We start from the raw sequence: 15771 nt of genomic DNA on the forward strand, positions 1-15771 counted from the left end.
CTTAGTTTCCTTGCGGCAATCCGTTCAGCTCAGCCTGCGTATTTTCAGGCGACACCAGCAGAGTAATTTCCACACGGCGGTTACGGGCACGGTTTTCTGGCGTCGTGTTCGGCGCTACCGGGTTAATCTCGCCCCGCCCTTCCGCTTTCACGCGGCCAGGCTGAGAGAGGCTTCCCTGCAGCATTTTCTGTACCGAGCGGGCACGTTCCAGAGAGAGTTCATAGTTAGAGGCAAAGCGCGCGCTGCGAATCGGCACGTTGTCGCTGTAGCCCACCACCAGAATTTTGCCGCTGACGTTATTCATCGCCTGTGCAATGCGGTTGATAACCGGTTCATAGCGGTCGCGCACGACGGTCGAGGCGGAGGCAAACAGACCATCACCCTTCAGGATAACGACGCTGCGGTCCGCTTCGTCCTTCACCGCCACCAGACCCGCCTCGATTTCCGGCTTCAGGAATCCACGCAGATTGAGCACCGCGGGCATCTGGCGTGCCGGTTGCTGGATGGTGGTTTCCGGCAGCTGGGACTGGTAAATCTTCGCCAGCACCGGGTTGGTGTTGTCGCCAAGACGCCAGTTCAGAATGATGTAGAACAGGCAGGCGATAAACCCGGCCAGCGCCACGCAGGCCCACAGGGGCACCATCGGTCGCCACAGTTTACGCAGCACCGGGCGATCTTCCGGATGGGGCGAGAGCGGCGGCGGGTAGCTGCCGCGCACGCCGCGGATCATCTGCCACAGACGCTGCTTGATGGTGTCAAGCTGGGTGCGGCCATTGTCCAGCACCCGGTAGCGTCCTTCGAAGCCAAGCAGCAGACAGTAGTTGATCATCTCCAGCAGCAGGATATGCTCGCGCGGGTTTTGCGACAGGCGCGCCAGCAGCTGGAAGAACTTCTCGCCGCCCCACGTTTCGTTATGGAACGTCACCAGCAGCCCATTGCTTGACCAGACGCCGCTGCTGCCCCAGGGGGTGAGCGCGGCGGCCTCATCGAGCGCTGTGCACAGGCAGTAACGCGCCCCGACGATCACTTCGTAGGGCAGCCCCGCCTGCTGACAGCGGACTTCGAAACGGCGAATCTCATCGATCAGACGCTGGCGCAACGCCACCTGATCGTCATGCGACACCGAATGACGGATCTGCGGGATCGCATTAAGCAGCGGGTTGGCGGCCGCCACCAGCTGATTGTTGCTACTGGCTCCGGTAAACGCGGCATCACTGCCGGTGTCCTGTCGTTCCTGCATATTAAGCGCTCGCTTTATTATTCTGTCGGGCTACGGATGGCCCAAAACTCCATATCCAGCCCCGGGAACTCCCCTGCAAGATGCAGGGCGAATGCGCCGGACTTATCCATCTCGTGCCACAGCTCGCTGCCCTTCTCGAGCTCGAAGTAGCTGTAGCCGGCATGCCACGGGATCTGCGGCGGCGCGACCGGCATGGCGCGCAGCATTATGCCCGGCAGCTGCAGCTGGACCAGATCGCGGATTTTTGAGACCGGTGCGATCTTCATCTGGGCCGGGAAATGGGTTTGCAGGTGTTCGCCTGGCACGTTGGCTTTTACCGCCAGCACGAAGCCAAACTCACGCACCATGCTGGTTTCAGGCACCGTGGCGATGTTCAGGCCATGAGAGCGCTCGTTAAGCGGCAGCTGGATCGCGTGGTCTTCCATCACCAGCGACAGGCCCTGACGCAGCATCAGCATCAGCTTGCTGAAGCAGTTTGCCAGATCGTCATGATCGTAAATCGGCAGCACGCTTTCCGCGGTACGTTGCGACGTCCAGGTGGTGAGCTCGGTGGCAAACGGCAGCCAGCTGCGCCACAGCGTTTCCGGGTGCACCAGCGGGAGGGTTTTTAAATGAGACACCTCACCCAGATGACGGTTAACCAGCGACAGCAGCGTAAACTCGATCATTTCAGAGGTATTGAAGCGGCCGGGCTGGCGCAGACGACCGCCAATCTGCTGGCTGCGCTGCACCAGCAAGCCGTGCAAATCGTTAATCATGCTGTAGATCTGCGGGCTGTTGTTGGCGTTCAGCATCGGCGGGATGTAGCTGTTATCGAGCCGCACGTGGTTGTCGTTACGTTTCTCAGCCACAAACGCCACGCCGATGGCGGTCCATTCGGCAGTGAGATCTTTTTCCAGCATCAGGGTCAGACGCAGGCGGCCAAACTGGACGGTGGCATCTCCCACCGACATGGCGTTATCGTCTTCCACCTCTTGCTCGAACGCGATAAAGCGCGCCAGTGAGGCTGGCTCTTCGCTAAAAATCACCTCTTCTTTCTCGCCACGACGAACCGGCAGCGCGAGCACCACCTTTTCATTGGTGAGGTTGTCAGGAATTTTCAGCGGTACAGGACCGTTGCGCCCGTTACGGACCTGGAAAAAGGTGCCGTCCGGCAGCAACCCGCTGCAGTAGCTCAGGGCAATGCATCCCTGGCGAAGCATCGCTTCATCCAGTTCAACGTCGAGAAAGCCCCACAGATAAGAACGCTGCAGCGCACCCCATTCACGAACATGGTTGAGCAGATAACTTTCAGTCCGCTGAAAATGGTGTGGACGCAGGAACATGCCTTCGGTCCAGACGACCTTTTCTGCTTTGGTCATGATGATGTGTTTCCTGTTATGAAGCGCGTTACTGGCTGATGACCCGAATGCCGTTCACGTCGAGAAAGACGTTGGCCTGAAGCTCATCTGCGGACCATTTCCAGAACTGGTAGATATGATTTTCGCCAGGCACAGGCAGAGGGAGTGAAACGCGCCATTTTTTGCCATCCAGCATCTGATATTCCGCCATCACACCGATGTAGCGGGCCTCCGGAGAGCTTTGCCCGCTGAGGGTTTTAGACAGTTGTCCCGGCATCAGGAAGAAAACATCGCTGTTCAGCAAATTCGCGCCAAGCGTGGCTGACGCGTTGTTTTGCAGGGAGTAGAAGTCGCTGGACATAAAATCCGCATCGGATTTCAGCAACAACACCCGAACCTTAAGCGGCGCAGATTCATTGATTTGTGGATGGGCCTGAAACTGCAGATTGTAGCGGGAAGGGTCGCTGTGTGAAGACGACGTACAACCACTGACAAGGGCGAAAACCACCGCGTAAAAGAGTAACCACAGCGTATGAAAATTTTTATTATTCATAAAAATGCGCTCATGACGCCGTTAGTTCAGGATCCAGGTACCGTTAGCGCTGTCTTTGCAGGCTTTGCTGTTACCATCGACATCAACACAGGTCGCTTTTTTACGCACCTTAGGACGAATGGCCTGTTTACGCACGGCAGCTTCATACTGATCGGCTTTAATCACGGCACGCATCGGGACGTAACCAATCAGCTGATCGTTACCTTCATCGGCAAGCGCCATCCAGTAGTGTTCAACCTGCCCCAACACCACGTACGTTTTACCGGTATCGAGCGTGCGGATAACCTTGCCGCCAAAGTCAGGACGGCTCATCAGGGAGGCCGGATACATGGCACGATACGGTGCGTTGACCGGCGTGAACTCCGTCGGCGGCGTCACCGCATGACGGTGGGTTAAGGTCACGCCGTTGACCTGGCTGGTCTCGATCGTATCGTCATTGATCACAGGTTTCTGCGGCGCTTTACAGCCCGCCACCGCCATTACAAACAGAAGTGAAAACAGTACGCGCATTTTCATATGCTTTTCCGTAGCGATATTTCGATGATGGAGAAAAGGGGATGGAGTTTGACTTAAGTGCTATTGTTAAAATAGCCAGGATAATTTCGGGGCGTTACTGGTTTACGGGCATAGCTACCGCACGAGCCCTTCAGAATAAGGCCCTGTGTCTTCCTGACATATTTTGACAAACGGTAAACAAGTTTACATGAGCTTCGCATCAATTCAATATTTACCGCCACGGAAGTGGTGGTTAATGAAGCAGTCGGAAAATTATAGGATTAATCTGATCAAATGGCGTGAAATGTCTTACATGCGCTTATTTCCCCACCAACGCTCATTCTAATGCACTGTTTTAAAAAGGAAAAACACCAAAAGAGAACCAGTTTCATTAACCCAATACGGCTATTATCGCCACTACCATAATTAGTAGAATTCCCGTATTCGTGATGTCAGAAAAATATATCGACGATGAATTATTTGTTGCACTAACAGGGCATCTTTAATATTTAACGCCATTCGCGATCGCCATTCAGACATTTCCCTTATGCTGAGCGGCGTTAATTTCACAGCTCAAAATAAGTTATATTTCATGTTGTGATAATTCACCACTTATACATAAATTATATCCATTAATCATTAAGCCCGAGTAAACCTTTCCGGCTTTATCTCCAGTGAAAAATGCGCTTCACCCCAGGCCGGGCGTGATGAATGGCTTTTCCCTCCCCTCATCTGTTTCATTCGAAATTTTAATGATGCTACATCCGCCCTGCTCGTTGCCATTTATCGCACCTACCGCTTGATAGATAAGATTTATTATTAAAATGATAAAATTTCGTTATAATTTCTTTAAATCTTTAAGCAACACGTCAGATAATCCACTGAATTAAATAACATTTTAGATAAGTCATTTTGCAGTGCCGCCTCACCTGCGGAGCCGGGCGTCATTGCTGTTACTTATTGCCATTTCAGTGGTTTTCGTGATGCCGCCGTTGTAAGACTGAACAGATCAGGAGTTGGTATGAACAAGAAAAGACGCGCAGTACCCGGTATCAGACATTATGCGGGTCCTGCCGGAGGCTGGGGCGCGTTGAAGGCCACGGCCATCGCGGTACGTACCCAAATGGATACCTTTGATGCCCCGGCGACGCTGCTGCGCACCAATCAACCTGACGGTTTTGACTGCCCGGGCTGCGCGTGGCCTGATAAAGAACACAAATCAACGTTCCAGTTTTGTGAGAACGGTGCCAAAGCAGTGACCTGGGAAGCGACCACCAAACGCGTGACCCCGGCGTTTCTGGCCGAAAACAGCGTCACCTCGCTGCTGGCAAAATCGGACTTTGAACTAGAAGGATACGGTCGGCTGACGCATCCCCTGCGCTATGACCGGGAAAGCGACACCTTCAGGCCTGTGGAATGGGACGAGGCGTTTCACCGCATTGGCGAGGTGATGCGCGGGCTCGACCCGGACCAGGTTGAGTTCTATACCTCCGGGCGGGCGTCGAACGAAGCGGCGTATCTGTTCCAGCTGTTTGCCCGGGAATACGGCACCAATAACTTCCCCGACTGCTCGAATATGTGTCATGAAGCCACCAGCGTCGGTTTGCCTCGTTCGATTGGCATCGGCAAAGGCACCGTCTCGCTGGACGATTTCGACAAGACTGAACTGGTGATCTCCATCGGCCATAACCCCGGCACCAACCATCCGCGCATGATGGGCACCCTTCATGAGCTGGCCCGGCGCAATGTGCCAATTATCGTTTTTAACCCGTTGCGCGAGCGCGCGCTGGAACGTTTTGCGGATCCCCAGAGCGTGATTGAAATGGCGACCTACGGCTCCACGGATATCGCTTCAACCTATTTCCAGGTGAAGGCCGGGGGCGATGCCGCCGCGCTGAAAGGTCTTGCCAAACACCTGCTGGAAATGGAGGCCGAACGCGGCGGCGTGCTCGACCATGCCTTTATTGCCGAACACACCCAGGGCTTTGAGGCGTTTGCCGCAGATATCGCACAAACCCGCTGGGAGGATATTGAGCGCGAGTCGGGTCTGAGCCAGGCGGCGCTCAAAAAGGTCGCCGGGGCCTATGCGAAATCGAATGCCACCATCATTACCTACGGGATGGGGATTACCCAGCACAATAAAGGGACGGCCAATGTCCGCCTGATCGCTGACGTGCTGCTGCTGCGCGGCAATATTGGCAAGCCCGGCTCGGGAATATGCCCGCTGCGCGGCCATTCAAACGTGCAGGGAAACCGTACCGTCGGGATTAGTGAGAAACCCACACCGGCCTTCCTGAACCGTCTGAAGGAGGTGTTCGGTTTTGAGCCGCCATCTCACCATGGGCATGACGCGGTGCAAGCGACGCAGGCGATGATTGACGGCCGGGCAAAAGCGCTTATCTGCCTCGGCGGTAATTTTGCGGTGGCGATGCCCGACCATGAACGCGGTTTCCCGGCAATGGGCACTCTGGATCTGAGCGTCCACGTCGGCACCAAGCTGAACCGTACGCATCTGCTGGTGGGTAAAGAGACGTTTATCCTGCCTTGTCTGGGTCGTACCGAACTGGATATGCAGGCAACCGGCCGTCAGTCCATCACCGTTGAAGACTCGATGTCGATGGTGCATGCCTCTTCCGGCAAGCTGAAACCCGCCTCACCGTTACTCCGGTCTGAACCGGCTATCGTCGCCGGTATGGCGAAAGCGACCCTGCCGGCCACGCGCGTGGACTGGATGACGCTGGTTGAGGATTACGACCGCATCCGCGATCTGATCGAGCAGACCATTCCAGGCTTTGAGCACTACAACGCGCGGATCCGCGTTCCCGGCGGTTTTCGGATGCCACTGCCGCCAACGCAACGTATCTGGCCAACGGCGACGGGAAAAGCGATGTTCTCGGTATTCGACGGTGTTCACGAGAACGCCAGCGGTGAGGGTGAGCACGTTCTGCGCCTGATCACCCTGCGCAGTCACGACCAGTACAACACCACCATTTACGCCCTCGACGACCGCTATCGTGGCGTGTTTGGTCGCCGCGACGTGCTGTTTATGAACGAGGAGGATATGGCGCAATCAGGGCTGGAACACGGCGACCGGGTGGATATCGAAACCGCCCTGCCCGGCAGCGTACAGCGTCTGGAAGACATCACCGTGGTGGCGTACAGCATCGCCCCGGGCTCTGTCGGCGCCTACTACCCGGAGGCCAACGTACTGGTCCCGCTCGATTATCTGGACAAGGACAGCGGTACGCCGTCTTATAAATCGGTTCCGGTTCGCATCACCCTGCGCTCAAAAGAGATCCGCATGCTGTAACGCCGTTTGCGCAGAGAAAAAGATGGATATTAAACAGTTAAAATATTTAATCGCCCTCGACGAGACCCGGCACTTTGGTAAAGCGGCCTCCCAGTGCAACATCACCCAGCCGACCCTCTCCATGCGTATCCGCAGCCTGGAGGAGGAGCTGGGGCTGGTGCTGATTGTGCGCGGACAGCGCTTTGAAGGGTTTACGCCGGAGGGGGAACGCATTCTCGCGTGGGCTCGCGCGCTGCTGGCCGCGCACGACGGGTTACAGGCGGAAGCGTCGCTGTGCAAAGGCCAGGTGGTGGGTGAATTACGCCTGGGGATGGTGCCGCTGGCGAGCGTGGATCCGATGTTCTTCATTCGCCTGCTGACGCAAAAATACCCGGAGCTGACCTACAGCCTCTATTCCATGTCCTCGGCGCAGATTGCCGATGGCGTCAGCCGCAACCAGCTCGAACTTGGGATTTGCTACCTGAACAGCATCGACACCAGCCTGTTCGACATTATCCAGTTGCCCAAAACGAAGATGGGTCTGCTGCACGACACCCGCCATTTCCGGTTAAGCCAGGAGAGACTGACCTGGCCCGATTTGACGGCGTTTCCGCTGGGGTTTCTGACGAAGGGGATGCACTACCGGGCGCATATGGAGGCCAGCTTCCAGTCTGCCGGCATCGAACCGACGTCGGTGTTTGAAAGCGACTCCACGTACCAGATCATTCAGGCGGTTCAGAGCGGCGTGTGCTGTGCCGTGATGCCGCTGAACAACGGGCTGGAAGAGTTGAACAGCCATTTCAGGATAGTCCCGATTGCCGACGCGGATATCGAGGCCCCTGTCGGCCTGATTATGCGCCGACAGAGACCCGTCTCCTCGCTGGCGCTGCGCTGCTTTAACGACGCGCAGGGGATTTTTCAGTCGGACAGTACGGCGTAAGCCTGACGCGTCACCACGCTAAAACCGCCGATCAACACCGCGTCGCACACCTCCCGGTGTGCTGGTGAACTCACCAGCGCGTGGAGCGCATCGCGAATGGCGTTCAGGGTTTCAGGCGAGGTGTGATGCGAGGTGATGAGCGGCAATCCTGGCGTCAGGGGAGTGCGGTCAATGACCGCCAGCCCCGCAAGCCGTTCCGGCTCGTGACGCTGGAGCAATGCCCAGGTAACGCAGTCGATGGCCGCAATATCCCCTGCCCCGCGTTTGACCTCAATCAGCGACTGGCGATGGCTGCCGCTAAAGGACGTTTGCGCGAAAAACGGGCCGTCCTTCACCAGGGGAGCCACTTTTTTTCGCAGCGCATGATAGCCGGACTGCGAGTCGGCCGAATTACAGACCGCCCGGCGTCCGCGAAAATCAGCCAGCGAGAGATGCCGATCCTCCGCACGCACCGCCAGCACGCTGCGGTACTGATACCCTTCACAACCGGGTGCCGTGTAGTGAAAACAGCCAACCACCTGCACGTCCGGGAGCCGCGTGACCAGCGGATAACCACAGGTCTGGCTGAGAATAAGCCCGGGCTGTTGCCAGTGCGTCAGCAGTTCAGACTCCGGCCAGTCCGGGTCACCCTCGACGGGCACACCGCGCGCGGCCAGCAAACCTTTTACCGTCCGCCTGAGCGTGCGGGTGTCAGCGCGATCTACCGCGTACATGGGAAACGCCAGCAGGTTACTCATACTTCTCCCCTTGTTGAGCTCCGGGATGAACGGTGACATCGACGGGCGCGGCCCAGAACTGACGTAACCATTCGCCATAGCCCCTGACGAGAAAACCGTGGTTTCGCTCCCGGTACGCCTCCCGGTTCTGCTGGTAGATACGCTTCAGCGCGTACCAGGGAACGCCGGGTAAATCATGGTGTACTGAATGGTAGTTGAGATTTAAAAACAGCATCCGCCAGAACAGCCCGGCCTCGTTGATGACGGAGCGCGCGAACGGGTCATCGGCCGCACGGTGTTCGTAAAACGATCGGACCTTGGTCAGCGCCAGCGCCGGATAACTGACCGCCAGCACAAACCAGACGGGGGAAAAACCGACGTGCGTCATCCAGGCGAAGAGTGCCGCCAGCAGCGTGATGTGAACCAGCCACATCGTCATCGCCTGCAGCTGTAGATAACGAAACGCCGCGACGGCGCTGCCCAGCGTCTGCAGAATATCCAGCAGCGGCGCCAGCAGCAGCCGTCCGGCAAAGGTATTTCGGGCGCGGATCGCACGCTTCTGCCACGGGGAAAAGCGCGCCCAGCTCTCCTCGGTAAAATAGTACGACTCCGGATCATCCACCGGATGGGTCAGGCTATCGTACCGGTGGTGGGCCAGATGAGAATCCCGGTACAGGCCATACGGGTACCACACCGCCAGCGGGAGCGTGCCAAACAGCTGGTTAAGCCAGGCAAAACGCGTGGGGTGTCCGTGGATCAGCTCATGCTGCAGGGACATGTACCAGGCGGTAAACCCTGTCAGCAGCAGCGTGGCGGGCAGCAGGCCGAGCGTTTGCCAGAACGCCAGTGTGGCAAACCAGCCCGCATAAATCGTCACGATCAACAGCCAGGTGGGCAGTTCGCTTCGCCACAGAAATCCCGATGCGAGATGGTGGATTTGATTGCGTTGTTGCGGATGTAAATAGAGGGAGCTTCGTTTACCCATTCCTTCAGACGCCGTTTCGCCAGAGACAGTGCCCTGACGATCGGGGATAACATCTGAAATCACAAACAACTTAAATCGCTTTGCTTTGCCAGAAACGTGAAGTGCGGGCGCACTTGACTTATTTTGTAATAAAGGTACTTTTCAGGACATGAAGAAGATCCTGATTATTGTTCCTGACGGCGGCATGCTGTTTGAAGCCGCCGGTATCGCCGACATTCTGATGCAGGCCAACCGGCTGCATCCGGAAGGACTGGCGAAGCCCTGCTATCGCATCATCATTGCGACCACCCAACCGCACCAGGTGATCCACGGCCAGTCCGGCCTCAATCTGCTGGCGGACTATCGCCTGCCGGATCTGGATCCCCGTGAGCCGCTGGATACCATCATCATTACCGGTCGCGGGGTGAACGAGCAGGAGAGCCTCGCCGTGATGGACTGGCTGCATCTCGCCGCCCCCCATGCGCGGCGGATCGCCTCCATTTGCGGCGGTGCGATGCTGCTGGCCCAGAGCGGTTTGCTGGACGGTCGTCGCGCCACCACCCACTGGCGGCTGCTGGAGACCATGCAGGCTCAGTACCCGTCAATCCGGGTCGAAGGCGGCCCGCTGTATATTCAGGACGGTCCCATCTGGACCTCCGGCGGCGTGAGTTCCGGGTTTGATCTGACCCTGGCGCTGGTGGAAGACGACTACGGATTTACCCTTGCCCGCGACGTGGCGCAGGATATGGTGATGTATCTGCGCCGCCCCGGAGGGCAGCTGCAGTTCAGTCGCTACAACCTGCAGCAGCCCGGCACATCGGGTCCGATAAGCGAGCTGCAGGCCTGGATGCTGCAGAACCTCACCGCCGACCTGTGTGTGGAAACTCTGGCTGAAAAAGCGGCGATGAGCCCGCGCAATTTCACCCGCGTGTTTACCCGTGAGACGGGCGTCTCGCCTGCCCGCTACGTGACCGAAGCGCGTCTGGCCGCGGCCCGCCAGCTGCTTGAGCAGACCAGCGCTCCCCTTGAGCGCATTGCTGAGCAAAGCGGGTTTGGCACCAGTATTAATTTGCGGCGCGTGTTCGAGAAACAGCTCCACCTCACCCCGGGCGAGTATCGCCAGCGATTTCACTGCCGGAAAATGGCGTAATCTGATCCTTTTTTGTCGTTTACGCCATCCCGCCTGACGCCTACAGTGACTCCAGACAACAGAGATAAGGAGTGCACCATGGTTAAGGTCGGTATTAACGGTTTCGGCCGTATCGGACGTAATTTCCTGCGCGCGGCGCTGGGCAACCCGGATCTGCAGATTGTGGCCATTAACGATCTGACGGACAGCAAGACCCTCGCCCATCTGCTGAAACATGACTCCCTGCTGGGGAAACTGCCCGCTCCCGTTGAAGCGGCCGACGGCGCGCTGCAGGTCGACGGGCAGAGGATCACCGTATTCAGCGAACGCGATCCGGCGAATATCCCGTGGCGTGATGTCGGCGTGGACGTGGTGATTGAGGCCACCGGCTTCTTTACGGAACGGGAAAAAGCGGCGGTACATATCACCCACGGTGGAGCAAAACGCGTCATTATCTCCGCCCCCGGAAAAAACGACGACCTGACGATTGTTATGGGCGTCAATCATAACCAGTACGATCCCGCCCGGCACGTTGTGGTGAGTAACGGGAGTTGCACCACCAACGGTCTGGCGCCGGCGGCTCAGGTGCTGCATCAGCAGTTCGGGATTGAGCATGGCCTGATGAACACGACGCATGCCTACACCAACAGCCAGGCGCTGCACGACCAGCCAGAGAAGGATCTGCGCGGCGCGCGCGCGGCGGCGCTGTCGATTGTGCCTTACTCCAGCGGCGCGGCGAAAGCGCTGGGGAAAGTGATCCCCTCCCTGGACGGTAAGCTGACCGGGTATTCCCTGCGCGTGCCGGTTCCGGTGGTGTCGATTGTCGACTTAACGGTGACGCTGAGCCGTAACGTGACCGTCGAAGAGGTAAATGAGGCCTTCCGCCACGCGGCCGCCAGTGGCCCGCTGAAAGGTATTCTGGGGTACAGCGATGAGCCGCTGGTCTCCAGCGATTACCAGGGCGACCCGCGCTCCTCAATTATTGACGGGCTTTCCACGCTGGTGATTGGCGGGAATATGGTGAAAATCCTCGCGTGGTATGACAACGAATGGGGATTCTCAAACCGTCTGGTGGATCTGGCGGTGTGGATGGATAAGAAAGGGTTGTAATACCTGCATTAATGCCGGGTGGCGCTTGCGCTTACCCGGCCTACAAATTATGTAACTATTAAACATCTCTCTTCACTCCTCTCAGAATTAATAAATGAAGATAATTCTAAGTCTATTCAACGGCTGCTAATTCATCACATCAATTATTAAAAAGCACCCATTAGCTTAGAAAATAGGTCAGTGGATATTCTTCATTTTACTTTTAAAAATGCGAGTGCGATCGCTGTGCCCAGGCGACAACATAGCCCATGATAAACTCTGTACACAACAGGGGCAGGTTATGTATTACAGTAAATCGATTATCGAAAAAATTGGGTCCGATAAAGAACTTGCTTTAAGGCTTGATCGCGCCATAGCTGGAGTGAGAGACGGAGCTATTGAATATTTAAATAATCTTGGCGATGCTACAACACGCTTACTCTATTATACGTCTTGCTTCACGGATAATTACCAGGATGTATGTAAGCGATTAGGTTATGAAGATTTAAGGTTTTTAGCAGGAGTAGCACAACTCGTTAAGCATAGAGATATAATTTTTAGAATGGTTAGGATTTATATTGAAACGATGCTTCATAACAAATCCAACAGCCAAAGAAAAAGCATTCTTGAAAGTATAATACCATTTACAACAAACTACTCAGTAAAGCAGGTCTCTAAGAATGGGTTGATTTATGCCGTCACGTCATACATCTGTTATGGTAATAACATGAACGCGGCCGTACAAAGTGCATTTGTGAAAAAGATTGGTTGGGGCACAGGAGGTGTAATTAGCGTATTAAACCTTTACGCTATAGTCCAGCATGCGGCAGACAGCGCAAATACACTGAAAAAATTCCAACCGTTGTTTTACCATGCGCTGTATGTTGAAAAGCTGGAAATGATGTATTTTCTTATTGAACCCGTGATAATGAAGACCGGATATCTTAACTTAAACACTGCATCCGATGGTGAAATTGCTGATGCGCTAAATAAAATGATGCAATAATGTGGGAATCTATAAAAGAATTTTTGATGCAATTTTTAAAAAGTTTTTTAAAAGATATTATGGATGATTTTTTTTGGTATGGCACTGGAATATTCGCTGTCATTCTAGGTGCTGTCGCAGTGAGTTTTATAGAAGATGAAGAAATTGCACTAAGGGTTTTTGGGATTATTTTATTAGTTGTTTACTTCATTGCATTTCGCTACAAAACAAAGGGTAAATAAATGTCTACACCAGCACATATATGGCTCACAGATGAAAATAACGCCACGATTACAGGGGAGTGTTTAATGCCTACGAGATTGGGCTCTACCGAACTAAAATCGTTTAACCACTCTGTGTGGATCCCCACCGATTCCAACACGGGAAAACTGACAGGAACACGACTTCATGTGCCAGTTACCTTTGAAAAAGAAATAGATCGCATCACACCCTATCTATTTCGTGCCGTCTGTACAGGTAAAATCTTCAAAACAGCATTAATCAAAATGTATAAGATTAATGACGCCGGGATCGAGCGTGAATATTTCAATATCACTCTGGAAAATGTCAAGATAACAAGGATCTCCCCTTTACTGCACCCGTTAGGTATCGCAAGTGCTCATATGGAAGAAGTCGAACTGCGATATGAATCAATCGAATGGAAATATTGTGACGGAAATATAGTGTTTAAAGACACCTGGAATGAAAGAGCGACTGCCTAGAATAATGGATATCTATAAATACCCTCTCCCGAAGGAGAGGGTAAAAATCACTCCGCCTTAACCTTCACGCCCATAAACACAATCACCATCGCCGTCACCAGCAGGAAACCGCTGCCGGCGAAGACGCCTGTGGCACCGTTGAGATCAAACACCGCCCCGCCGCCGGCAGCGCCAGCGCTTATCGCCAGCTGGATTGAGGCCACCAGCAGCCCACCCGCACTTTCGGCTTCATCCGGTACGGTGGTGGCGAGCCAGGTTGACCAGCCCACCGGAACCAGACCAAAGGCAAAGCCCCACAGCGCAACCAGTAAGCCGTCCAGCATGGCCAGATGACCAAACGCCACCATGGTCAGCGCCAGTACGCCCATGGCGAACGGCACCAGCGCGAGCGTCAGATGCAGATTGCGTGACAGCAGATGCCCGGCAACCGACGTTCCCACAAAGTTGGCGATACCAAAGCCCAGCAGGATAAGCGAGATACTCTCCACGCCCACCTGACCAACCGTTTCCAGGAACGGACGCAGGTAGGTAAAGAAGGCAAAGTGGCCGCTGAAGATCAGGATGGTCGCCAGCATGCCGCCAATCATCCCCGGACGACGCAGCACGCGGAACAGCGTTCCAAGACTGCCGCTGCTCTCAGGTTTCATGGAGGGCAGCACCCACAGTTGCCACAGCAGCGCCAGCATGCTCGGCAGAATGCAGAGAATAAACACGTTGCGCCAGCCAATCAGGCTGCCAAGATAGCTGCCCAGCGGCGCCGCGACCACCGTGGCAATCGATACGCTGGAGAAGATCACCGCCAGCGCCTTCGGCACTTTATCGGCAGGAACCAGACGCATCGTCGTGGCCGTCGACATTGCCCAGAATCCCCCGATGGCAATCCCTAACAGCAGGCGTCCCATCAGCAGCACGTGCAGCGTGGGCGCAAAGGCCACCAGCAGACTGGAGATGATTTGCAGCACCGAGAAAAACATCAGCACCCAGCGGCGGTCGATACTCTTGGTCGCCGGGGTAATCAGCAACCCGGTGACCAGCGCCACCAGCGCGGTGGCGGTTACCGCCTGCCCGGCCATCCCCTCGGTGACGCCCAGGCTTGCGGCCATTGGCGTTAACAAACTGGCGGGCAGAAATTCTGCCGTGATCAAACCAAACACCCCCAGCCCCAGTGAATAGACGGCCCGCCAGGCGGGTTTTGCTGGCGCAACAGCCTCTCTCGCCGCGACACATGAACTCATCTGTTGATCTCCCGTTATGAAAATGTGACAACTGTCGCAAAAGCATAGAGGGTTCACCGTGGACGATCTATGACATATAATCTCCACTTATTGATTATTCGTCCGGAGTTTTGCCATGACCGCTCAGTCCCCCGATCTGATCAGCGAACTTTTGCACGGCATGCGCTTGTCGGGCGTGAAATATCGTCGCATTGAAGCCAGCGCGCCGTTCGGAGTGGCGTTCCACCAGGCCCCCGGCCGAGCGCAGTTTCATTTCGTCAGCCGTGGTAGCGCCCTGCTGCGTATGGAGAGTGGCGCAACCTTCACCTTAAGCAGCGGCGATGCCCTCTTTATTCCGAATGGCGACGCACACGCCCTGCTGTCGGACGAACAGGCCACCCTCACCCCGGTCACCGCATTTCCCAGCGAGCCCATCTGCAGCTCAGTTTGCGCGATCACCTGCGAGCCGTGTCCGGACAGCGAGAACACCATCATCTTTAGCGGCTGTATGGATTTTGAACTGGGCGGGATGCAGCCGCTGATCAAAGCGATGCCGGAGGTGATGATGGTCAGCCGGCTGATGTCCACGTGGCCGGAGATCCATCCGCTGCTGGCGGCGATGGAGCGTGAATCCCTGACGCGTCAGGCCGGTTTCGCCGGGATCCTCGCGCGCCTGGCCGACGTGGTGGCGGCATTAATCGTGCGCGGCTGGGTGGAAGGCGGCTGTGGAAAAGCCACCGGCTGGGTGCAGGTTCTGCGCGACCCGCGTCTGAGCCGGGCGATCTACGCCATGCACCAGCAGCCGGGGCTGAACTGGAGCGTGGCGGATCTGGCGAAAGAAGCCGGCACCTCCCGCTCCGTGTTTGCAGAACGCTTTCTGGCGGCGACGGGAACCACGCCGGCCAGATATCTCAGCGAGCTGAGAATGCGGCTGGCCATTCAGTATATTCGCCATGAGAATCAGCCCATTGAAACGGTGGCGCTGCGGCTGGGGTATGGATCGCTCGCGGCGTTCAGCCGGGCGTTTAAGCGGATTATCGGCCATGCGCCGGGGATACTGCGGGAAGCCAGCCAGACCCCGGAAGAGGCCTGACC

General features: G+C 55.9%; 15 protein-coding genes. 8 read left to right on the top strand and 7 right to left on the bottom strand.

All coding sequences use genetic code 11. The features are described 5' to 3' along the window. Nucleotide 1: 1 nt before the first annotated feature. From LDK53_RS16680 to LDK53_RS16695, 4 genes are read right to left on the bottom strand one after another with little or no spacing between them, the layout of a single operon-like run. Complete coding sequence (locus LDK53_RS16680; RefSeq protein WP_025756849.1) at nucleotides 2–1240, bottom strand: DotU family type VI secretion system protein; 1239 nt, start codon at nucleotides 1238–1240, stop codon at nucleotides 2–4. A 17-nt stretch (nucleotides 1241–1257) separates the two neighbouring features. After that, a complete protein-coding gene (gene tssK / locus LDK53_RS16685; protein WP_047958914.1) occupies nucleotides 1258–2601 on the bottom strand; it encodes a type VI secretion system baseplate subunit TssK in 1344 nt (447 codons plus the stop codon). 28 nt (nucleotides 2602–2629) lie between these two features. Next, nucleotides 2630–3133, bottom strand: a complete 504-nt coding sequence (gene tssJ, locus LDK53_RS16690; RefSeq protein ID WP_047958915.1) for a type VI secretion system lipoprotein TssJ — start codon at nucleotides 3131–3133, stop codon at nucleotides 2630–2632. Between the two features lie 21 nt (nucleotides 3134–3154). Further along, the gene (locus LDK53_RS16695; protein ID WP_025756852.1) at nucleotides 3155–3649 is read right to left on the bottom strand and encodes a hypothetical protein; all 495 of its coding nucleotides are present in this window, start codon (nucleotides 3647–3649) and stop codon (nucleotides 3155–3157) included. 1000 nt (nucleotides 3650–4649) lie between these two features. Here LDK53_RS16695 and LDK53_RS16700 point away from each other — a divergent pair. After that, complete coding sequence (locus LDK53_RS16700; protein ID WP_225287624.1) at nucleotides 4650–6938, top strand: FdhF/YdeP family oxidoreductase; 2289 nt, start codon at nucleotides 4650–4652, stop codon at nucleotides 6936–6938. Nucleotides 6939–6960: 22 nt separating this feature from the next. Further along, a complete protein-coding gene (locus LDK53_RS16705) occupies nucleotides 6961–7857 on the top strand; it encodes a LysR family transcriptional regulator (RefSeq protein WP_225287625.1) in 897 nt (298 codons plus the stop codon). Here the strand turns inward: LDK53_RS16705 and LDK53_RS16710 are convergent. Beyond that, nucleotides 7836–8594 (bottom strand): phosphate/phosphite/phosphonate ABC transporter substrate-binding protein, encoded by a 759-nt coding sequence (locus tag LDK53_RS16710; protein WP_225287626.1) that lies wholly within the window; start codon nucleotides 8592–8594, stop codon nucleotides 7836–7838. The two genes, LDK53_RS16705 and LDK53_RS16710, sit on opposite strands and share 22 nt — an antisense overlap. Then, a complete protein-coding gene (locus LDK53_RS16715) occupies nucleotides 8587–9558 on the bottom strand; it encodes a fatty acid desaturase (RefSeq protein WP_225287644.1) in 972 nt (323 codons plus the stop codon). Before LDK53_RS16715 ends, LDK53_RS16710 begins: the two co-directional genes overlap by 8 nt. 148 nt (nucleotides 9559–9706) lie before the next feature. On the opposite strand from LDK53_RS16715, the gene LDK53_RS16720 reads away from it, so the two are divergent. The 5 genes from LDK53_RS16720 to LDK53_RS16740 all read left to right on the top strand — a co-directional run bounded on the left by LDK53_RS16720 (nucleotide 9707) and on the right by LDK53_RS16740 (nucleotide 13462). Then, nucleotides 9707–10687 (top strand): GlxA family transcriptional regulator, encoded by a 981-nt coding sequence (locus LDK53_RS16720; RefSeq protein ID WP_225287627.1) that lies wholly within the window; start codon nucleotides 9707–9709, stop codon nucleotides 10685–10687. 78 nt (nucleotides 10688–10765) lie between these two features. Then, on the top strand, nucleotides 10766–11776 hold the full coding sequence (gap, locus tag LDK53_RS16725) for a type I glyceraldehyde-3-phosphate dehydrogenase (protein WP_225287628.1): 1011 nt from the start codon (nucleotides 10766–10768) through the stop codon (nucleotides 11774–11776). Nucleotides 11777–12056: 280 nt separating this feature from the next. Next, nucleotides 12057–12761: a hypothetical protein gene (locus LDK53_RS16730; RefSeq protein WP_059386823.1), complete on the top strand. Its 705-nt coding sequence runs from the start codon at nucleotides 12057–12059 to the stop codon at nucleotides 12759–12761. Next, nucleotides 12761–12982: a hypothetical protein gene (locus tag LDK53_RS16735; RefSeq protein ID WP_225287629.1), complete on the top strand. Its 222-nt coding sequence runs from the start codon at nucleotides 12761–12763 to the stop codon at nucleotides 12980–12982. The genes LDK53_RS16730 and LDK53_RS16735 overlap by 1 nt, the downstream gene beginning before the upstream one ends. Next, entirely contained in the window at nucleotides 12983–13462 is a 480-nt protein-coding gene (locus tag LDK53_RS16740; protein ID WP_225287630.1) for an Hcp family type VI secretion system effector, read from the top strand. A gap of 47 nt (nucleotides 13463–13509) precedes the next feature. Here LDK53_RS16740 and LDK53_RS16745 read toward each other — a convergent pair whose 3' ends face one another. After that, complete coding sequence (locus LDK53_RS16745) at nucleotides 13510–14697, bottom strand: MFS transporter (protein WP_025756859.1); 1188 nt, start codon at nucleotides 14695–14697, stop codon at nucleotides 13510–13512. A gap of 115 nt (nucleotides 14698–14812) precedes the next feature. On the opposite strand from LDK53_RS16745, the gene LDK53_RS16750 reads away from it, so the two are divergent. Continuing rightward, nucleotides 14813–15769, top strand: coding sequence for an AraC family transcriptional regulator (locus LDK53_RS16750; RefSeq protein ID WP_025756860.1), 957 nt, complete (start codon nucleotides 14813–14815; stop codon nucleotides 15767–15769). Nucleotides 15770–15771: the final 2 nt, after the last annotated feature.

Source organism: Enterobacter sp. K16B (assembly GCF_020216105.1).
Taxonomy (GTDB): Bacteria; Pseudomonadota; Gammaproteobacteria; order Enterobacterales; family Enterobacteriaceae; genus Enterobacter; species Enterobacter sichuanensis.